General features: G+C 64.9%; 15 protein-coding genes. 3 read left to right on the top strand and 12 right to left on the bottom strand.

Features of this window, described 5'->3' with window-relative positions; translation table 11 throughout:
* Window positions 1-32: 32 nt before the first annotated feature.
* Genes OPIT5_01570 through OPIT5_01555 form a run of 4 tightly spaced genes read right to left on the bottom strand, consistent with a single transcriptional unit; the run spans window position 33 to window position 4,454 of the window.
* Window positions 33-1,154, bottom strand: a complete 1,122-nt coding sequence (locus OPIT5_01570; protein ID AHF89143.1) for a glucuronyl hydrolase — start codon at window positions 1,152-1,154, stop codon at window positions 33-35.
* Complete coding sequence (locus OPIT5_01565; GenBank protein ID AHF89142.1) at window positions 1,151-2,794, bottom strand: peptidoglycan-binding protein; 1,644 nt, start codon at window positions 2,792-2,794, stop codon at window positions 1,151-1,153. Before OPIT5_01565 ends, OPIT5_01570 begins: the two co-directional genes overlap by 4 nt.
* Before the next feature lie 8 nt (window positions 2,795-2,802).
* The gene (locus OPIT5_01560; GenBank protein ID AHF89141.1) at window positions 2,803-3,615 is read right to left on the bottom strand and encodes a hemolysin-type calcium-binding region; all 813 of its coding nucleotides are present in this window, start codon (window positions 3,613-3,615) and stop codon (window positions 2,803-2,805) included.
* Window positions 3,616-3,674: 59 nt separating this feature from the next.
* A complete protein-coding gene (locus OPIT5_01555) occupies window positions 3,675-4,454 on the bottom strand; it encodes an N-terminal cleavage protein (GenBank protein AHF89140.1) in 780 nt (259 codons plus the stop codon).
* Between the two features lie 80 nt (window positions 4,455-4,534).
* On the opposite strand from OPIT5_01555, the gene OPIT5_01550 reads away from it, so the two are divergent.
* Window positions 4,535-6,406, top strand: coding sequence for an AraC family transcriptional regulator (locus OPIT5_01550; GenBank protein AHF89139.1), 1,872 nt, complete (start codon window positions 4,535-4,537; stop codon window positions 6,404-6,406).
* Between the two features lie 26 nt (window positions 6,407-6,432).
* Here the strand turns inward: OPIT5_01550 and OPIT5_01545 are convergent, their stop codons facing one another.
* Genes OPIT5_01545 through OPIT5_01530 form a run of 4 tightly spaced genes read right to left on the bottom strand, consistent with a single transcriptional unit; the run spans window position 6,433 to window position 12,512 of the window.
* On the bottom strand, window positions 6,433-7,824 hold the full coding sequence (locus OPIT5_01545; GenBank protein AHF89138.1) for a hypothetical protein: 1,392 nt from the start codon (window positions 7,822-7,824) through the stop codon (window positions 6,433-6,435).
* A gap of 25 nt (window positions 7,825-7,849) precedes the next feature.
* Window positions 7,850-8,749 carry a hypothetical protein gene (locus tag OPIT5_01540; GenBank protein ID AHF89137.1) on the bottom strand — a complete coding sequence of 300 codons (900 nt, stop codon included), beginning with the start codon at window positions 8,747-8,749 and terminating at the stop codon, window positions 7,850-7,852.
* A 34-nt stretch (window positions 8,750-8,783) separates the two neighbouring features.
* Complete coding sequence (locus OPIT5_01535) at window positions 8,784-11,831, bottom strand: glycoside hydrolase family 42 (protein ID AHF89136.1); 3,048 nt, start codon at window positions 11,829-11,831, stop codon at window positions 8,784-8,786.
* 30 nt (window positions 11,832-11,861) lie between these two features.
* Entirely contained in the window at window positions 11,862-12,512 is a 651-nt protein-coding gene (locus tag OPIT5_01530; GenBank protein AHF89135.1) for an N-terminal cleavage protein, read from the bottom strand.
* Window positions 12,513-12,869: 357 nt separating this feature from the next.
* Here OPIT5_01530 and OPIT5_01525 point away from each other — a divergent pair, with 357 nt between their 5' ends.
* The gene (locus tag OPIT5_01525; GenBank protein ID AHF93963.1) at window positions 12,870-13,724 is read left to right on the top strand and encodes a hypothetical protein; all 855 of its coding nucleotides are present in this window, start codon (window positions 12,870-12,872) and stop codon (window positions 13,722-13,724) included.
* Between the two features lie 96 nt (window positions 13,725-13,820).
* Here the strand turns inward: OPIT5_01525 and OPIT5_01520 are convergent, their stop codons facing one another.
* The 4 genes from OPIT5_01520 to nifH all read right to left on the bottom strand — a co-directional run bounded on the left by OPIT5_01520 (window position 13,821) and on the right by nifH (window position 18,985).
* Window positions 13,821-14,489, bottom strand: coding sequence for an N-acetyltransferase GCN5 (locus OPIT5_01520; GenBank protein ID AHF89134.1), 669 nt, complete (start codon window positions 14,487-14,489; stop codon window positions 13,821-13,823).
* A gap of 98 nt (window positions 14,490-14,587) precedes the next feature.
* Window positions 14,588-15,964, bottom strand: a complete 1,377-nt coding sequence (locus OPIT5_01515) for a nitrogenase molybdenum-iron protein beta chain (GenBank protein AHF89133.1) — start codon at window positions 15,962-15,964, stop codon at window positions 14,588-14,590.
* Window positions 15,965-16,176: 212 nt separating this feature from the next.
* Complete coding sequence (locus OPIT5_01510) at window positions 16,177-17,955, bottom strand: nitrogenase molybdenum-iron protein alpha chain (GenBank protein ID AHF89132.1); 1,779 nt, start codon at window positions 17,953-17,955, stop codon at window positions 16,177-16,179.
* Between the two features lie 205 nt (window positions 17,956-18,160).
* The gene (nifH, locus tag OPIT5_01505; GenBank protein AHF89131.1) at window positions 18,161-18,985 is read right to left on the bottom strand and encodes a nitrogenase reductase; all 825 of its coding nucleotides are present in this window, start codon (window positions 18,983-18,985) and stop codon (window positions 18,161-18,163) included.
* A 304-nt stretch (window positions 18,986-19,289) separates the two neighbouring features.
* On the opposite strand from nifH, the gene OPIT5_01500 reads away from it, so the two are divergent.
* Window positions 19,290-20,273 (top strand): ADP-ribosyl-(dinitrogen reductase) glycohydrolase, encoded by a 984-nt coding sequence (locus OPIT5_01500; GenBank protein AHF89130.1) that lies wholly within the window; start codon window positions 19,290-19,292, stop codon window positions 20,271-20,273.
* Window positions 20,274-20,301 lie beyond the last annotated feature (28 nt).

The following is a 20,301-nucleotide window of genomic DNA, read 5'->3' as shown; positions in this document are numbered from 1 at the left end:
TCGCACCCGGAGGACCGGTTTCCGAACCGGCTTCAGGGCAGCTCTACCCCGAGCCGGGCGGCCTGGCCAAAGGCGAGGATGACGGGGCCGAAGGCGTGCCAGTCGTTGAGCTGGTGCCAGCGTTCCATGTAGGCCTGTTTCGAACCATCCCCAGCGCAGAGGCAGCCGCGGCAGGTGTTGTGCACCGAGCCGTCGAGGGCGATGTAAGCCAGGTATGCATGCAGTCCTTTTTCGAATACAGCGCGATGGAACGCGCCGAGCAGGCCGCGCTCCAGTCCCACGCCGATGGCAAAGAGGATGAGGCCGCTGCCGGATGTCTCCACATAGGAAGTCGTGTCGGTGAGATCCTGATGCCACATGCCGTCGCTGTCCTGCGCGCGGGCGCAGGCGTCGGCCAGCGCCACAAACATCGCTTCCGCATCGGGACGGGAGGCGTGGCCTTCGGGCAGATGTTCGACGAGTTCGGCCAGCGCCAGCAGACCCCAGCCGTTACCGCGGCTCCAGTGATCCTGCGTGCAGTGACCGGGACCGCGAAAGTTGATCGCCTGGTGGAGCAGGCCGTTGGCGGGGTTGCGCAGGCGTTCCACGTAGCCACGGGTCTGTCGCCACGCTTCGCGGATGAGGTCGTCGCGATCGAGGGCGCGTCCGCAGAAGAGGAGGAACGGGGTGATGGCAAAGGCGATGTCGATAAAAATGCGGCCCAGGTGCGGGTCGATGGGATGGCAGAGCAGGCCGTGCGGATCGCGCGGGGCCGTTTGCATGATTTGCTCCACGTGGGACTCGAAGAGGGAGGCCTCGGCCTGAGGCAGGCATCCCTGCCACCAGAGGAAGGCGGAGGCGTTGCCGCCGCAGAGGTAGTTGGGGAAATTGCAATCGAAGACATGGGCGCCTTCGAGGAACGGCGTCAGGTGCGTGGTGGCAAGAGCGAGCAGGCGGGCGCGTTCGGCGGGTTCCGATACGGCGAAGGCGAGCCGGGCCAGGCCGTGCAGGGAGAGGATGCCGGTGTAGTGGGCAAGTGAATGCAACTCGACGTGGCGGTGGAACGCCCGCTCCGCGATGTCGGCGGGGTCGAAAACAACCGCAGGTGTGTCAACGGAGGCATCAGCGACGGAGGCCGGGCGGCCAGATGAAGCGGTGAACATGGTCGTGGTCATGGTTGAGATGGTGGCTGCGTTTCCGTTTTCAGGCGTTGGGCGAGTTGGGCGCGATAGAGGGAGCGGGGGACGAGGCCGGGACGGCCGGTGCCTTCGATGTGGCCGGGCGGATGTTGGAAAAAAACTTTGCCCTGCATTTTGCCGGAGCAACCGATGGCGTAATTCTGGGCGGTGGGCGGCTTCTGGATGATGATGCGGGCGTCGGCGGTGTCGCAGCGCCAGGCGACGGAATGCGCGGCGGCCCAGCCATGGGCGTCGCCCCAGTCGCCGCGGCAATAGAGTCCGAGGATTCCGGTCTGGGCGGATTGGGGACGGGGGTTGGTAGTCGTGAGGTTGTCGAAGAGGAGGCCTTGCGACCAGCGGCGGTGGGCTTCGGAGGGGCCGTAGGAGCGGTCGTTGGTGCAATCGAGAACGACGATGCCGGAGTCGAGCGTGGAACCGTTGCTGATGAAGGCGTGCCGGGCGTCGGTGGCATGGCAGCGTTCGAAAAGGACGAGTTGCGCGCCTCGGTGGGTGGCGAAATTGTAGCGGCGTTTGCCTTTGATCAGGCCGTGCGGTTCGAGGGCGTTGCAATCGAGGGCGGTGCCGCGCACGAAGCCTTCGCCGAATTTAATGCCGGCGGCGACAAAGTGGAGCACGGTGACGTCGCGCACCCAGCAGTCGGCGGCCTGGCGAAAGACGATGCCGTCCCAGGCGTGTGTCTCGGCTTCGGGGCCTGCGGTCTGGATGTCGATACGGAGGCTGGAAACGCCGATGTCGGTGAGGAGCGGGGCGGGGTCGTAGCGATAGAGCGTGCATTGGGAGAGCGAGCGGTCGAGGTGGTTGAAGACGGGGGCGTCGATGGTGATGCGATTGTCGTCGATGCGCACGATCCGGCGCAGGTAGCGGATGGACATGCCGGCGGGGTTGTCTTTGTCGTCCACCCGCCAGGCGGGGTCGGAGGCGGTGCCGCCGCCATCGAGGGCCTGTATCCATTTTTCAGTTTCAGGGTGTTCGACGACAACGGTGTCGCCGGGGGAGAAGGGGGTGGCGTCGGCGACTTCGAAGGTGCGCGAGCCAACGGTGACGCGCGGCGTGGTGATGGCGGTGCGGGTGCCCGGAACAGCGGTGGCGAAACGGTCGTTGGGGCCGCGTCCTCCGGCCTGGATGACCGGCGTGGTGCGGGTGCCGGTGCGGGTGCCGGTGCGGCGGAGAATAGTATCGCGCGCCGGGTCGTCGCCCCGACCGGAGCCGAGAAGGGCAACGCCGCTGTGGCGGATAAAAAGGGTGTCGCTGATCTCGTAAATGCCGGGGGAGAGGTGGAGCGCGCCGCGCAACCGGGTACGGGGATCGAGAGGAAGCGCGCCGATGGCGTCGAGCGCGGCCTGAAGGCGTGCAGTGTTGTCACCTGAAACGGGTGCGAGGGTGCGGACGACGGGCACCTCGGGGAGGGGCACGCCGCCGCCGCGATAACCGGCATGGCTGAAATCGGGGATGCGGTTGCCCTCGGTGTCCGCCGGGTATGCGAGCGCGCCGTCAGGGGCGACACGGACGAGTTCGGACTGCCAGGGTTCGGCGCTGGCGAACAGGGCGGCAGGCGTGGCGGCAAGGGCGATGGCGAAAGGAATCGCGCATGAGCGGAGGGCGGGAGGAAGGCGCATGGAGCCGGTTATTTTTTGCGGCGGGAAACGATAACCGGAACCAGAGCGGTGGCTCCGAGTAAAAGTGCGACCAAACCCGGTTCCGGAATTTGCGTGGCCGTCAGCCTGACGTTGTCGAGGCCGAGTCCGGCGGCGTCGTTGACCTGGTTGCTGCCCCAGCGTAGCCAGAGGTATTCGCCGGCCTGCCAGTTGATGTTGGTGAGGGTGATGCTGACGGAGGTGTAGTTTCCGATGCCATTGCCACCGCCATTGGGGAGACCGCCACTGGAGGAGAAACCTTCGTCTCCAGAGACATGAAGTGACACCGCGTTGCCGCGTTCGTCGGCTGTGTAGCCGGAGGCGGTCAACTGGTCGCCGCTGCTGGATGCCACAAGCCAGGAAAAATCCCACGTGGTGGCATACGTGTGGTAGCGCCATTGTTCGACGTCGAAGGAGAGCGTCACGGAATTGATGGTGTCTCCGGTGTTATTGATGAGCTGGAGGCCGAGGTATGCGGTATGGCCGGAGGCATATCCGTTGCCGGCGAAGAGGCCGAGGGCGCGGTCGGCGCTGTTGTTGGCGCCGAAGCTGTAGAGTGTGCCGCCACTGCGTGAACCGGAACTGGCGCGGGCGCTGTCGGCGGCGCCTTCGGTGGAATACCAGCCGGGGAGGGTGCTGTTGTTGGCCAAGGTCCAGGTGAGGGTGCCGCTGGCCTGCGCGGGAAGGGTGTCGAAGTTTTGCTCGTAGAGCGTTCCCGTGAACGAGACCTGCGCGGCGAGCGGGACGGCGGAACCGAGAGCGAGCAGGGCGGTGGCGAGAAGGAGGCTGTTTTTGGTTTTCATGGTTGTTTTTGACTGGCAGCGGGAGTGGAGAACGAACCGGGGCGAGGAGGCGGAGCGCGTTATTGGTCGAACCGCCAGAAGGCGGTGAGGTCGTCGTTGTGGCTGGCCTGCATGTCGGCCTTGGTGATGCGCTGCACGTGGCCGTCGATGAAGACGACGTTGATGGAGTCCCGGTGGACATACTGGAGGGGAGGCGTTGCGCTGTCCGGAACCTGGCTGGCGTTGAGGTTGGTCAGGTAGGTGCCTCCGCCGGAGTCAACGGCTCCGTCGAGAAAAAAGACCATCCGGGAGGGATGCGGAATAGCGGAGAACCGGACCGCGTAGCCTTGGGCGGGATTGCGGATTTTGATGTCGGTCCCGTCCATGTTGGTGGCGGTGGCCCAGGCGTTGATGCCGTAGGTGCGGCCGAAATGAACGGAGGAGGAGGGCGGGTTTTTTACGTATCCTGTTTCACATTTCATCGGTGAAGGAGCGCTGGTCCAGTCGATATTTTTCTGCACCCTGAAATTGAGGTAAGGGCTGATCTGATACGGATACGCGGGGTCGGTGGAAACCTCGTTGCGGCACCATGCCTTGGCGTTGGGCATCTGGTCGCGGTTGTCGTTGATCCAGAGGAGGGCGGCGGCCTGCAACTGGCGGAGGTTGGAGGTGCATTGCGCGGAGCGCGCCGTCTCGCGCACGCGGCCGACGGTCGGGATGAGGATGCCGGCGAGGATGCCGATGATGGCGATCACGGTGAGAAGCTCGATCAGGGTGAAACCGCGCCTCACGGTGAGGCGGGAGCGGGAGTCAGCCGGGGGCGGGGGCTGTGGTGAAGAGGCCGGGGCGGATAACATCATGGGGCCAGAATAGCGCACCGGGGGCTTTGCGCCAATTTACGTTTGCGTGAAAAATTCGTATTTTGTGATATGCAAGACGCATGAACCCAAAGCGGAAAACATTGCGGAAAGGAGGCCGGAAACGTGTCGCATCGCGGACGGGGATTGATCCGGCCGCACTGGAATCGGCGGCGGGGCGCGTGCTGTTTTCGCTTGCCGGATGGCGTCGGCACGAGATTGCCGCGGGGGGGAAGGAGGGCGGGCGGCTGCAGTTGGGCGACGCGACGACCCGGCATGTAATCTGCCTGCGGGGCAACGCCGAGGTGGAGACGACGGCCGGAGTGATGCGGCTGGAAACCGGTACGGTGTGGGCTCCGGCGGGAGGGGGAACGGCGGACGGGATCGCTCCGGTGGTGCGCTGGAGGGCGGGGATGAAGGACGGAGGCGATTCGCCGGTGGTGCTGGAGTTCGCTTTCGCGCCGCCGCTGGCGGCGGAGTATGCCGGGTTCCTGGCGCGAAACTTCGGTCGGGTGGTGCGGCTGCCAACGGACGGAACGGCGCTGCGCGCTGCGCGGGCCTTGGAGCGGGCGTCGGAGGTCGGGGAAACGCGCGAGATGATGTCGAAGCAGGTGTTCGCATGGTTGACAGCGTTGCACGAGGCGCTGGAGGAGCGGCAGGTGCATCTGCGGGATTTGCTGCGCGGGCGGATCGACCATTTGTTGCCGGAATGCGCGGCGCATGGTTATTCGGTCAAGGCGCTGGCGACGCATCTGGGGTGTTCGCCCGCCTACTTGGCCGGGCGATTGCGGCATGCGTGGCGCCGGCCGGCCGGCGAGGTGTTGCACGAGCTGCGTTACAGGCACGCTTGGACGTTGCTGAACACGACTTCGTCGGCCGTGGCGGAGGCGGGCTGGCGGTGCGGATTCGGCTCGGCCTCGTCGTTTGTGACCGCGTTCAGGCGAGCGTGCGGGATCACGCCGGCGCAGGCGCGCGGAAAGCCGGTGCCGCGGTTTCTGGTGGCGTCAGGTTCGCCGATGGATTTGCCGGGGGGCGAGGCCGGGCGGGGGAAAAGGAACGCGGAACCGATTGCCACGTCCGGCGGCGGCGAGACGACGGTGGCGGCGGCGGTGTGGAGCGGACCGTATTTTCAGTTCGATGGCGGGGTGTCGGATGTCACCTACCCGCATCCCTACGATCTGGCGATCAACACGATTTCGAATGCGGTGCACTGGGTGCTGACGCTGGAGGGCGAGGCGGTGTTCGAGTGCGGCGGGCATTCGCTGACGTTGCATCCGGGGATCGTACTGGTGTATCCGCAACCGCTCAACGGGCGTCTGGTGACACGGGAGGGTGGCTCGTGGCGGCGCCTCTGGATCAAGGTGCGAGGGGAATGGGGCGTGGAGGCGTTGATGGCGCTCGGGGCGGCGCATGGCTGGGTGGCGAGGGTTCCGTTGTCGTCACGCGTGGTGCGTCTGGCCCGGGAGTGGGTGGATTATTGGAGTGCGCATCGCGGAGAGCCATCGGTGGAGGGATCGCGGGCGGCGTTCGAGTGGCTGGCGGAGTGGTGGCGCTTTTTGTGTATCCAAAAACCGGTTATAGATGGGAACGGAGGCGCGCGGATGGATGAAGGGGAAGGGGGGGCAGGTATTGCGGAGGCGTTGCCGGATTTGCGGAGGCTGCTGTCACGGTCGTTTTTCCGGCGCATCAAGACGATCAGCGGCTATGCGGCGCAGATCGGTTACTCGCGCGAGCATACGAGTCGGAAGTTACGAGGGCAGTGGAGCAATGGGACTCCGGCCCAGATCGTGCGGAGGAATCGGCTGGCGCAGGCCGCGCTTGATTTGCAGCATACGCGGATGTCGGTGGCGGAGGTCGCGCAACGCGCGCAGTTCGCCTCGGCGGGGACGTTCATCGTGGCCTTCAAAAAGAGATTCGGCCAGACTCCGCTGGCCTGGCGGCTGGGGAGGATGTAAGGGTTTTTTGAATATTGGCAGCCGGGTCAGGCGAGCGGTTGCAGGGGGATTTCGTTTTTCTCGGCGAGCGCGAGCGGGGTTTCCGCCCAGGGGAGAGTGAGCCAGGCGGTCTCGTCGCCGGTGGCGATGCCGGGCGGCGGTGCGAAAACGAGGCCGCTCATGAAGTCGATCAGCACGGGATCGTCCCAGGTTTGCGGGTCCATGCCGGTATGGCCGAGGTCGGGAGTGGTGAGGGAGGGCGGCTCGTCGGCGCGCCACCAGCAAATGAGGGAGCGGCGGGTGGCATCGCGGCGTCGCCAGGCGTAGGCGGAGGTGCGGCGGAGGAAGCGACCGGCGAGGGATTCGCAGCGCGCCAGCGGGAAGGTGTCGTCGAAAACGGTGAAGACGTGCTGGCCGGCGAAGTAAGATTGTTTGGGATACGCCACCGTCTTGTCGGGGAACAGGCAGAGGAGACCCTTGGGGTTGCGCCCGTGGAAGCGCGCGCCGTTGTCCTTGACGTAGTGCATGTCCGCCAGGTGGAAAAGATTCATGGGGATGCCGCGCGCGTGATGGGCGAGGAGGCGGCGGAGGTTCCAGGCGGCCTGCTTGCGTTCGGACCAGGCGTGTTCGCCGAGGGCGAGGAAGCGCGAGCACTCGGAGGGCGCGCCGGTCTCGCCCTGACGGAGCGTGACGTGCGGGGCATGGCGGGCGCAGAGGCGGGCGAGGTCGTCCACGCAGTCGAACTGTTCGTCGGGATTGTGCGGATAGAAATGATAGGTGAGCTCGTCGAGCAGGTGAGTCCGGTTTTCCTTTGCGAGGGCGGCGAGGAACTTTCCGGCGAAGTCGTATTCGTCGTGGTCGGCGAGGCCGGGACCGAGGATGCGGCTGGCTGGCCGGACTTTCCGAAGGAGGGTGGCGGTGCGGATGAAAAAACGGGTGTAGTCCTCCACGGATACGATGGGAAGCATGGGTTCGTTCCAGATTTCCCATGTATCCACTTTCCCATTGTAGCGCGCGGCCATGGCGCGCACCCAACGGTCCCAGGCCTCGAGGGCTTCGGGCGAGACGGGAAGGCCGTCGCCGAGTCCGACGCCACCGCCGCCGGGATATGCAAGGTTGCCGTAGGAGGTTTGGAGCCAGGGTTTGATGCCGTGGGCGAGGCAGCCTTCGACGATCTCGTCGAGCCAGTCCCACTGATATGCGCCGCCTTTGACCGGTTCGCAGCGCGCCCAGCCGGCCTGCACCCGAGCCTGGGTTGCGCCGAGCGCGGCAAGATGCGGCACGAGCGGGGCGAAGTCAACGTAGGCGCGGTCGATGGTTTCGAGGCCGATGCTCCAAGGGGAGGAGCCGATTTCGCGGGCCGTGCGGGGTCGCAGGCGCACGAACGGCTTCCAGCCGAGGTGGACGAGGGACGGGAGAAGGTCGGTGTTGGGACGCATTCGGAGGGATGGCGATGGCGCGCTGTCAGCGTTTGGCGTCGGAGCGAAGGCGGGTGATGGCAGTGGCGATGATGAACGCGCCAAGTCCGCCGAGAAAGGCGGCGGTTCGAGGCTCGGGGATCTGGGTCTGCGAGATCGTTATGCCGCTGAGGGAGTATTTCCAAAGGTCGCCAGTGGCGTCCTGCAGCGTGTTGAAATGGAGGGTGCGTCCGGCTGTGCCGAGGTCGGTAGCGCTTGCGCGGAAGCCGAGAGCCGAATCGGACGACCAAGTGGCACCGCTCGAACTGATGATGGATGCCGTCCACTCCCTGTTGGCGGGATTGAGGTTGATCGTGAAGGAGTAGGTTTTGCCGGTTTCGATGGTGATGCCGGAGGAGATATAGGTCGAGGAACCATTTTTGTTACCGTTGGCAAGTCTGATCTCCTTGTTGTCTCCCGTGATTTGTATGTTCCAGGACTCGTTGGCGTTGGCGACGGAGTTGGTGATCGTGACGGAACTGTCGAAGATGCCGATGTAGTCGGTGGCGGCAGTGAAGCCAGTGAGGTCGTCGAAACGGATGCTGAAGGAAATGGAATAGGCTTTGGTGGTATCGATGATGCCGGTGCTTCCGCTCTCATACTTTCGATAGAGGGAAGTGCGCCGGGTCGCGGCACCACCGGCAGTGGCGGTGATGTCCAGCCAGTCTCCGGCGCCGATGGCGGCGCCAACGGTGGTGCCGGTTCCAAAGATTGCAGTGCCCCATGCGCCGCTCCAGCCGTCACCGGCCTTGCCTGCGAATTGGTGCGAGGCGCTATCGGTGCCGGTGCCGCCCGTGAAATCGGCGACGACCGTCTGGGCAATGACAGGCGCGGTGACAGCGAGCAGGGCGGCGGCAGCGATGAGGCTGACCGCCGGACGATGTGAATGTATGTCGTGTGTTTTCATATGTTATCGGGTAATGTTAGTAGTCAAAAACTGGTTACATTGTTGATGCCTCTACCTGCAGAAGACGGACTTGTTCGACTTCGAGAGGAATGTTGTCCAACGAGAGGCGCTCGCCGGTCAGCAGGTCGATGGCGTGCGTCGCGTTGCGGCCCGGTGCGGCGGTGATGCGGACGGCGACGGAGAGGTCTTGGCGGGCGTAGTTGCAGAGATTGACCAGACGACTGCCGTTGTGGATCGCGGTGCGAAGATGGACGAGGCGGGTGGGCGTGGAAATCGGCCCGGTTTCCACGACTTGAACATCGGGCAGGAGGCCGGCGGCGGCGAGGGTCTGGCGGGTTTCGGCAAAGGGATCGGCGGCGAAGGCGGCGGCATCGAGCACGCGGTCGGGCTCGAGCAGGCTGGCGGCGGGCTGGGGGCGATCATAGGGGTCGCGGGTGAGGTTGTCCTTGCCGACGGTCCAGATCGGGATGCCGGAGGCGCGGGCGGCCTTGAGGGTCTCAAGGGCTTTGGCGTCGATGTGGGTGAAGTAGCCGACAAGGATGGCCTTGGTCTTGGCGGGGTCGGGCCGTTGCCCGGCGGCGAGGTCGCGCTCGAAGAGGTAGGCGGGGCGGTGGCCGTTGAGGGTGAGGCCTTCCCAGAGGGTTTGCCATTGGCGGTAGATCGGGAGCCGCCATTCTCCGTGGGTGTGGGCGAGCACGGGGGAGCGTCCCCAGAGGATGGCGATCGGGCGGGGGGTGGTGTGCAGGGCGTGGACTTCGGGAGCGAGGCGGTTGAGGTCCATAGCGGCGCGACTGGCGGCGTCGAGCGCGCCGGGACGCTCGGAGATGTTGTTGCGGGGCCAGTGGGTCCAGAGATTGGACATGGCCTGGCCGTGGACGGCCTGTTGCCAGATGCCGGCGTGGAAGTGGTTGGGCGGGATGGGGCGGTCCCAGTGGCCGGGCGCAGGGTCGGGGTTTTCGGCGGACATGCCGGTGAAGGAATCGTTGAAGAGGTGGAACTCGGCGTTGACGGCGGGGGCGTCGGGACGGGCGCTGCTGAGCACGTCGTAGAGCATGAGGCCGGGGGTCCAGTTGACGGAGTAGATGCTGGTCTTCTCGCTGTGGACGCCGGACATGAGGTCGGCGCTGCCGACGCGGTTCTGGTCGAGGCCGTTGAAGACCCACCACGAGTCGGTGCCGATGAGGTCGGTCATGCGGACGTTGGCGATGGTGTCGATGCCCATGCGGGGGTGCCCGGCGGTGCCGGCGGTCATCTTGGTGTAGGTGAAGGTGCGCGGGAGGGCGTTTTTCACGATCCGGTTGACGCGGGTGAACCAGTCCTGGACGCGCTCCATGTTGAAGAGGCTCCAGTCCGCGTATTGGCGGAGTTCGAGCCCGGAGGAGGAGGGGAGTTTTTGCGCCCAGGGCTGGACGTGCTTGCGGTTGACGAAGTCGGGCACGGGGATGGCGTCCCATGCGGCGTAGTTGGAATCCCATGCGCGGTTGAGTTCGGCGAGGGTGCCGTGGCGGCGGCGGAGCCAGGCGCGCCACCGGTCGGGAGAATCGACGGTGGCGCCGTTGAATGCGGGTTCGTTGGCGAGGTCGAAGCCGAAAAGGTTGGGAACGTCCTTCAGGTCGGCGAGGACACTTTCGAGGGTGTTTTTATGGATTTCCCAAGCTGGCTTGGCCATCATGTCGTGGCGCATGAAACCGAGGCCGACTTTGAGCTCGGGGTGTTGTTCGAGCACCCAGCCCGGAAAGATGTGTCCGGAGTAAAGGATGTCCCAGAACTGGCCGTATGAGGCGGCTTCCTCGGCGCGTTTGCGCTGGCCGAGGCCGGTGTGGCGCGCGGGTTTGTCAGCGGCGGGGAACTCCCAACTGGGGCCGACCGTGTGTCCGGTGAAGCTGAAGCCGAGGTCGCGGGTGAGTTCGTAGCGTGGCGTCTGCAAACCGACGAGATAGATGGGGCGGCCGTTTTGCCAGAATGCGCCATCGCGGACAGAAACGAGCGAGGTGTCGGGAATGATCCGGGGGACGGCGAGCGGAGCGGCCTGACCGGATTCCAGCCGGGCGACGCGGGCGTCCCATTCTCCGGCTGTATCCAGAATCCAGCGCGTCTCGCCGTGGACAAACGCATTGAGATCGACGCCTTGCGGGGCGGGATCGACCGTTTCCTGGAGCAGGCGGAGGAAGTAGAGGGGCGCGAGTTTGTTGAGAATGTTCAGGCGGGCCTGCTCGTAGGGGGCGGCCTGGCCGGGGAACCGGCGGAGGAGCGCAGCCAGCCGGGCTTCGCGGACGGGAGCGGAGCGGATGAAGTCGAGGAGCTCAAAGGCGAGGGGATGGAGGGCGGCTCCCCCCGGCTGGATATCGAGGACCGGCGGAGTGGCGGCGGCAGAGGAAACTTCGGTATCGTCGGCGTCAATACGGACATGACCGATGACCGACATGGAGGGGTTGAAGCGGAGCGTGAGCGGCCAGCTTACGGATTGTTTCCCTTCCTGATTGTGGGCGATGAGTTGTCCGTTGATCCAGAGGCGTTGCCCGGCTTGCCCGATGCCATAGGCGATGTGGGTCCAGCGGCCGGTGACGAGCTGGCCGCCATCGGAGCGCACACCGGAAAGCCATTGGTTTTTGTTGTGCCAGCTCAGGTGGTTGGCCTCGACTTGGCCGGAGGGGCTGGTGGAAATGCGCAGGCTGCGGGCGTTTTTCCTGAAGTCGCCCGCTTCGACGAGGTTTACGGTTTCGGGGAATTGCAGGCGGACGCCGGGGGCCTTGTTGCCCGCCCGCGCGCTGCGGGCAAGGGTGTGCTGCGGGACGGCGGTCACGGGGGTGCCAAGGGGAAGTATCCAGAACGATATGACAACCTCGGGGATGCTCCTGAGGCCGAGATCGACCGTGACGGCGCCCGAAGCGAACCATTGGCGGCCGGAGGCGAGCGTGATGACCCGGTCCGACAATTCCGGGGCCGGCGCGGTCATGTCCTGATGGAGCGGACGGGCGATCTCGATGGCGTCGAATGCCGGGGGCTGCCCAGCCATGCCTGATTGGGAAATGGCCAGGGGCAGGATGCCGAGGGAGAGAGTGAGGTGGTGGAGTGATCGCATGAGAGTGAGGGAGGGCGGGGGGGAGGGGTGTTATTTTTGGACGGCAAATTTGAAATCGGGGTCGGAGATGATGTCTTGTTTGCCGAGGAGTTTTACGTGGCCGTCGAGGAAGAGGACGTTGTCCTTGTTTTTGTGACGGAGGGTGCGTTGTTCCTCATCCCAGCGGGCGCCGGCTTGCAGGCCGGTGGTGCGGAAATGAAAATAGCCCCAGCCGGTGCCATCAAGGAGGAGGACGGTGCGGGAGGGCGGGGTCGGGATGGCGGAGCGTTTGACGGCCTCGCGTTCCTTGGAGCCGAAGTGTTGGAAGCGGTAGGAGGTGAGGGAGGTTTTGGCGGGGATGTCGAAGACGGTGTTGGCGGGGCAATGGAAGAGGCCGTCGTAGTTGCGACGGTAGTCGTTGTCGGTGCCGGTGGTGGAGACGATGCGGAGGTAGGGTTCGATTTGGTAGGCCCAGCGCCTGGGCCAGTCGTTCCAGTCGGGGAGCGTGTCGCCGTGTTCGCTCGCGAAGAGTTCGAAGGCGACGCCGATCTGGCGGAGGTTGCCGGCACAGGTCGTGGTCCGGGCGGATTGCCGGACGTTGCCGGCCACCGGAATGATGATCGCGGCAAGGATGCCAATGATGGCGATGACCGTGAGCAATTCGACCAGGGTGAAGGCGCGAGACGGGAGGGGGGCGGGCACCGTAACGATCCGTATGTCTGGTAAGCGTTTCATGGGGTATTGATGGTTGTGGTTTCGGCGTCGTTGTGAGGTGGATGGGAAACATTATCGGGGCAGGTGTGAGAGGTGCGGACTCCCTGCCTCGGATGATGGATACTTTGCTAAATTGTAGTCTCATGTTCGAGCCTGCATAAGAGCGAAGAAGTAAGAACCGTATGATTTGTAACGTGAGGTAAATGAATTGATGATAAGGGGAAAACGCGTGTTTGACGTTGCCTGCCGGGAGGAGGCGCGGCGTTTTGGTGGCATATGCCATTTGCCCAGCCACCTGCCCCGGGGCGTGTTTCCCGCAATTATTTTCTGGATATCCTGCATGAGATGCAGCGGAGGGAGTGGCCGACGCGCACCCTGCTGGCGGAGCGATTTCCGGGAGAGGCGCGCCCCGGCGACTCGCCGGCCCAGTTGCATCCCTGCAACCGGCTGATGGTGAACCTGGAGGGGCGGGTGGCTCGCGAAATCATGAGCGACGGACAGCGCAGGACGCTGGTGATGGAGCCGGGGGACTGCCTGTTTCTGCCGCGGATGGCGTGGAGTATTCCGCATTGGGATACGCCGCATCTGGCCATCGCGCTGGTGTTCCCGCACGGGTTTCTGCGTTTTGCGATGAGCAACTGCTCGTGGCAGGCGGGGCCGCGGTTGCTCGTCCAGCCGTCGCCGTGGGCCTGGAATACCACAATGGCGATGGGATCGCCGGGCGCGGACCTGCTCAAGGCGCTGGAAGCGGTGGCGCTGGCTCCGCCCGGGGAGGCGGTGCTGGTGCGTCACATCGTGCTGGCGTTGCTGGCCTGCTCGATCCGGCACCTGGAGGCGGATAGCGACGATCCGCGCGCGCAGCGGCCCGCGCAGGTATGGTGGGAAGCTGTCTCGTATTTACAAAATAATTACGGAGATCCGGCTCTGACACGCGAAAAGGTGGCGGCGGCGGTTGGCGTGCATCCGAATTATCTGTCGGCGCTGGCGGCGCGGGAGAGCGACGGATTTCACCGCACGCTGGAGGCCATCCGGATGGAGCGGGCCAGGCACCTGTTGAGCGAGGGAAAGTGGAGCATCAAGGAAATCGCCGCGCAGTGTGGCTACGCGAATGCGGTGCATTTCAGCCACGCCTTCCGCCGGGTGGCGGGGATTCCGCCGCGAAAGGCGCTGAAGCGGGAACGGGAGGGGTGGGGCGGGTAAGGAGAACTCCCGTCGGGGATTTTACTTACGAAAATTAGCAAAAGTGCCTGTTTTCAGGAACAGGATTTCAACCTGGGCGGCGGCGGATCGGGTCGGTCAGGCCAGTTCGCGGCGGAGAGTGGTCCATTCGGAGAGCGGGGTGGCGCCGATGGACTTGTAGAAGTCGAGTGCAGGGGTGTTCCACTTGAGGGCGCGCCATTCGAGGCGGGTGCAACCGTCCTCGGAGGCGGCGTTGGCGGCGGCGGTGAGAAGCGCGCGGCCGATGCCCTGCCGGCGCAGGGCGGGACGGACGTAGAGGTCTTCAAGAAAAGCGCCGGGACGGCCGGCGAAGGTCGAGTAGGTGGGATACCAGACGGCGAAACCGGCGGGGATGCCGTGAAAGTGGGCGAGGAGGGCGTTGGCTCGTCGCTGCACGCCGAAGAGGTGCTCGGCGAAGAGGGAGGGAGTGGACTCGACTTCGTGCGAGAGGCTTTCGTAGGAGGCCAGTTCGCTGACGAGCCGGTGCAGGAGCGCGACGTCGGCCGGGGCGGCGGGGCGGATTTGAAGCGGGGGGCGCGTGGGGTCGGAGTTGGCGGAGAGGCGGGCGGCGAGGGAGGCGGCAGAGCAATTGCAACCGCCGGCGGAGGAAAGCGAACAAGCGGTGGGGGCGCCGGGCGCCGGCGTGTGGCCGCAGGCGCAGGCGGGGGCTTCGGGAGAAGAGGCGGGAAGAGGGGATGGAGCGACGGTGGCGGCGGTAACGGCGTGGTTGGATGATTCGTTGTCCATCGGTTTTCTCGTTCGGTGCGGGTGCTGTTTTTTGCAGCGCAGGCGGTCGGCCTGCGCTGCCTGCGATCGCGGTGCGGGCGCGACGTCTGTCATTAATTTTACATGACAAGCTCGAACCACTCTTCCTCGCAGATGCGGTCCTTCTTGTCGAAGAGGGCGCTCGTGATCTGGTCGATGAGGCGGATGGCGCCGGCGTAGCCCATCGTCGTGAAGAAACGGTGACCGACGCGGTCGAGGATCGGGAAGCCGAAGCGGACGAGCGGGATGTCCTCCACCCGGGCGATGTACTTGCCGTAGGTGTTGGAGAGGATCAGGTCCACGGGGGCGTTCTTGATCCACTGGTGCAGCTCGAAGAAGTCGGCCTGCTGCTTGATCTTCGCGTCGGGCACGACCGGATCGAGAAGCTGGTGGAGGCGTTTTTCGAAGTGGTTGCCGATGCTGCCGGTGATCACGTAGACGGGGAGCATGCCGAGCTCGAGGGCGAACTTGGTCATGGCGATGACGTGGTCGGGGTCGCCGGCGATGGCCACGCGCTTCTGGTGAAAATACTGCTGCATGTCGCTCATCATGTCGATGAGGCGGCCGCGCTCGGTGGCGATGTCGTCGTGGACCGCGCCGTCGGGCGAGAAGGCGCGGAGGGCCTGGATGAAGGCATCCGTGCCGCCCACGCCGATCGGGAGTTCGAGCAGCTGGCTGGGGACGTTGTGCTTGTTTTCGAGCGTGATGGCGGCCGGGTTGCTCGTGAAGTGACCGAGGGCGAGGGTGGCGATGCTGTCGCCCATGCTGCGAATCTCGGGCAGGGTGGTGCCGCCCTTGGGGAACATCCGGTATTCGCCGTCGAGTCCGCCGTCGAGGACGCCGGAGGTGTCGGGGAGGATGACGGTGGGCACGCCCATGAGCGTGGTGAGGCGGCGGAACTCGCGCATGTCGGCGGGTTCGACAAAACCGGGGATGAGGTTGATCTGGTTTTTCGTCTCACCGGTGCGCTCGGCCAGGTATTTGATAATCGATGACACCATGTTGGCGAAGCCGGTGACATGGGAGCCGATGAAGCTGGGGGTGTTGGTGTGGATGACGATCTTGCCCTCGGGGACGGCGCCTTCCTCGCGGGCGCGTTTCACGATCGTGGGGATGTCGTCGCCGATGACCTCGGAGAGGCACGTGGTGTGGACGGCGACGATGTCGGGATTGTAGATCGTGAAGATGTTCTTGAGCGCCTGGGTGAGGTTGGCGAGCCCGCCGAAGACGGAGGCGCCTTCGGTGAAGGAACTGGTCGTGGCGACGACGGGTTCCTTGAAGTGGCGGGTGAGGTGCGAGCGGTGATAGGAGCAGCAGCCCTGCGAGCCGTGGCTGTGCGGCATGCAGCCGTGGATGCCGAGCGAGGCATACATGGCCCCGATGGGCTGGCAGGTCTTGGCGGCGTTGATGCGAAGGGCTTTGCGGTCGAGGATCTCGGTGGTGGTTCCGTTGAGCATGGCAGTGGTGAGTTTTCGATTTTGATTTTGGATTTTCGATTGGGAAGGAGGAGGGGCGGCGCTGACGTCGTCCGGCGGAGGCGTGCCGGCGGGGCGCGGAAAATTTCGAGCGGATAGCGATGAACCTGTGCGGCCCGAGGTTTGCGCGCCGGGCGCGGAAAACGCACACCGGACGACGTCAGCGCGGCCCCTCCCGTGAGGAGCTCTGGCGCTTAGCCTTCGTCCCCGGCACCGGCGGCGGCGGGGGCTTTCCATGTCTTGGGTTCGTCTTCGATGGCGGCGGATTTGTCTTTCGGTTTATACACGGGGCGCGCGGGGACGGCCGGGTTGGTCTTCCAGGGCGCGGTGACGAGCTTCCAGACCTTGGTGTTCACCATGCGGTCGATTTCCTTGTAGAAATTGGCCGCGCCGGTGAAGGCGGCATAGGGTCCTCCGTAATCGTAGCTGTGGAGCTGTTTGCAGGGGACGCCGAGTTTCTCGATGATGAACTTTTCCTTGATGCCCGAGCCGATGACGTCGGGTTTGTAGATTTCGATGAGTTTTTCGATTTCGTGGTGCGAGATGTCGTCGATGACCAGGGTGTGTTTGGACATCTCCTTCATCATGCCTTCGTAGTCGCGGTAGGTGAAGCCGCTTGCCTCGAGGGCGGCGGCTTGTTCCGGCGTCTTGCGCGGGCGGTAGCGTTTGGCGTCGGCCTCGACGCTGATCTCCTCGATGTTGCGGGAGTCGGCATCGATCTTGATCGTGGGGAGGACGGCGCGGCCTTCGTAGTCGTCGCGGTGGGCGAATTCGTAGCCGGCGGCGATGACCTTCATGCCCATGTCGCGGAAGAGATCCTGGTAGTGGTGGGCGCGGGAGCCGCCGACAAAGAGGGCGGCGGTCTTGCCCTGGCAGCGCGAGCGGACGTCGTCGCGGATCGGACGGAGGACGGCCATTTCCTGGGCGATGACTTCCTCGACGCGGTCGGTGAGCTTTTTCGAGTCGAAATACTTGGCGATCTTGCGCAGCGACTTGGCGGTGGATTCGGCGCCGATGAAGTTGACCTTGAACCAGGGGATGCCGAACTTGGTCTCCATCATCTCGGCCATGTAGTTGATGGAGCGGTGGCACTGGACGACGTTGAGATCGACGGTGTGGCAGCGGGTGACCTGCTCGTAGGAGATGTCGCCGGAGAGCGTAGCGGTGATGTGGATACCGCACTTGCGCAGGAGGGTGTCGATCTCCCAGGCGTCGCCGCCGATGTTGTATTCGCCGAGCATGTTGATGCGGAACTCGGCGTCGTCGGGCGTGTCGTCGAGTCCGACCATGTGCTTGAACACGCCGTTGTTGGCGATGTGGTGGCCGGCGGACTGGGAGACGCCCTTGTAGCCTTCGCAGGAGAAGCCGAAGATGTTGATGCCGAGTTCCTCCTTGGCGAGGCGGCAGACGGTGTGGATGTCGTCGCCGATGAGACCGACGGGGCAGGTGGCGTAGACGGCGATGGCCTTGGGCTTGAAGATGGCGTAGGCTTCGCGGATGGCGGCGGCGAGTTTCTTTTCCCCGCCGAAGATGATCTCGTCCTCCATCATGTCGGTGGTCATCGAATACTGGAGGTAGTTGATCTGGCCGGGGGTCGGGCGGGCGAGGTTGCGGCGGGTCTGCCACGAGTAGAAGCTGCAACCGATGGGACCGTGCGTGATGTGGAGGACGTCGTGCATCGGACCGATGACGACGCCGCGGCAGCCGGCGTAGGTGCAGCCGCGCTGGGTGATGATGCCGGGGATGGTGCGGGTGTTGGCCGCGATCTGCGGCGGGTTCTCCGGGTCGTTGAGGAGAAATTGTTTCGCGCGCTTCTTCTTGGTCTTGTCGGGGTAGATTTTCAGCATTTCGTCGCGGGCGACGACGGGATCGATGGTGTCGGCGAACGCGGCGGAGGAGCCGGGCGGGGAGGGGGGCTCGGGAGGGGAGGCGGAAGCGGCGCCGTCGGAGAGTGGATCGGAGATGGTGCTCATCGTTGGTGGTGGTGAGTGGTCAGACGTGAATGGTGGGATGGCGGGTGGTCGGTCGATGGTAGGTGTGCGGGAGCGGGCGGTCTGGAGGAGCGGCAGGGCGTCCTCGCCGCCGGCCGGGATGGGTGTCCCGCAACTATGCGCTGATGGCGTGCTGGCGCGCGTCCGGCGGCGGGGACGCCGCCGCTCCGTTGCGATGGGCGGCGGCTCAGTTCAGGAGGCCGTATTGCATGAGGAGGTCTTCGAGTTCCTGGATGCTCAGGGGATTGGGAACAACGAAGTTGGTGTTGTTCGCGATGGCGTTGGCCAGGGTGCGGTACTCGGTGGCCTGCTCGCAGTCCTTGTTCCACTCGATCACGGTCTTGCGGTTGATCTCGGCGCGCTGCACGTCGTTGTGGCGGGGGACGAAGTGGATCATCTTGGTGCCGAGTTTCTCGGCGAACTTCTCGATCATCTCGCGTTCGTTGTCGACCTTGCGGCTGTTGCAGATGAGGCCGCCGAGGCGGACGGTGCCGGTCTTGGCGAACTTGAGGATGCCCTTGGAGATGTTGTTGGCGGCGTACATGGCCATCATCTCGCCGGAGCACACGATGTAGATTTCCTCGGCCTTGCCTTCGCGGATCGGCATGGCGAATCCGCCGCAGACGACGTCACCGAGGACGTCGTAAAAAACGTAGTCGAGCTGCTCGCTCTCGTCGTAGGCGCCGAGTTGTTCGAGCATGTTGATCGAGGTGATGATGCCGCGGCCGGCGCAGCCGACTCCGGGCTCGGGTCCGCCGGACTCGACGCAGAGGCTGTTGCAGAAGCCGGGAGAGCGGATGTCGGAGAGTTCAACGTCCTCGCCTTCTTCGCGGAGGGTGTCGAGGACGGAGCGCTGGGCGAGGCCGCCGAGGAGGAGGCGGGTGGAATCGGCCTTGGGGTCGCAGCCGACGACCATGACCTTCTTGCCCATCTCGACGAGACCGGCGACGGTGTTCTGGGTGGTGGTGGACTTGCCGATGCCACCTTTGCCGTAAATGGCTACTTTTCTCATATGCGGAAGGAGTGAGTTGTTATGGTTGGTTATGTCGTATCAGGAACGGATGACGTATAGCGGGAGCGGTGCCACGGGGTTGCGGCGGGTGGTGCGCACGATCGTTAGTCGTTGGAGACTGCCGGGATAAAAATGTGGAATTTTTGCGGAGCCGGTTGGCACGGGAGGAGACAGGGGCGGGAAAGCTACCGACGGGTCGGGGCTGGCAGGGGGTTCCTACGGAAATGTAGGGCGGCGGGTTCGGCGGAGGGGCGGCCGGAACCGCCGCTCCGGTTGGCACGGAAAAAGCAGTGCGCGGGGCGGGATGAATGTGCTTTCGCTTTCTGCAACGACCTCGTCGGAACCTTCGCTGGAAGAGCGCGCGCTGGGTGCGTACCTGGGGTTTGCTGTCGGGGATGCGATGGGGGCGAGCGTCGAGTTCATGACGCCGCGCGAGATCCGGGTGGTGCATGGCGGCGTGCTCGATACGATCAAGGGAGGCGGCTGGCTGCGGCTGAAACCCGGGCAGGTGACCGACGACACGCAGATGTGCCTCGCGCTGGGCGGGGCGATGCTGGCGAGCGGAGGCTGGAATCTGCGGGCGGTGGCGGATGCATTCGTGGCGTGGTTGCAGAGTCGTCCGGTGGATGTGGGCAACACATGCCGGCGCGGCATCCGGCGGTATTTGCAAACGGGAACGCTGCGGGGCGTGCCGGCGGAGGAAGACGGGGGCAACGGCGCGCTGATGCGCAATCTGCCGGTGGCTCTGGGAACGCCGCCGCCGGCGCGGGCAGCGGGAGGCATGACGGCGGAGGAAAGGCGGGCGGCGCTGGTGGAGGGAGACGATGCGGTGTTCGTGCAAAGGAGCGTGGAACAGGCGCGGATTACACACGGGCATGTGCTTTCGGACGAGGCGACGGTGGCGCTGGGGCGGATGACGCGCGTGTTGCTGGCGGGCGGGACGCAAGCGGATTGCCGGCGCATGGCGGATACGCTGGTGGCGCGGAATCCGGTGTTTGCCTTCGAACCGTGGCCGGGAAGGACGAGCGGCTATGTGGCGGATACGGTGCAGACGGTGCTGGACGGTTTTTTGCGAGCGGGGAGTTTTGAGGAGTGTGTGGTGGATGTGGTCAACCGTGGCGGCGATGCGGATACGAACGGCGCGCTGGCGGGCCAGCTCGCGGGAGCATTGTGGGGCGTGCAGGCGATCCCGGCGCGCTGGCTGGCGAAGCTGGACGAGGGCGTGAAAAAGAAAATCGGCGAGCAGGTCGAGGGATTGCTCGGGCTGGGCGGATGGAAGAAAGAATGACGGAGGGCAGATGAAGCGAACCACATGC

The sequence above is a fragment of the Opitutaceae bacterium TAV5 genome, assembly GCA_000242935.3.
In the GTDB taxonomy this organism is placed as follows: Bacteria; Verrucomicrobiota; Verrucomicrobiia; order Opitutales; family Opitutaceae; genus Geminisphaera.
The sequence above is the reverse complement of the archived record's forward strand: the minus strand, read 5'-3'. Positions and strand labels throughout refer to the sequence as shown.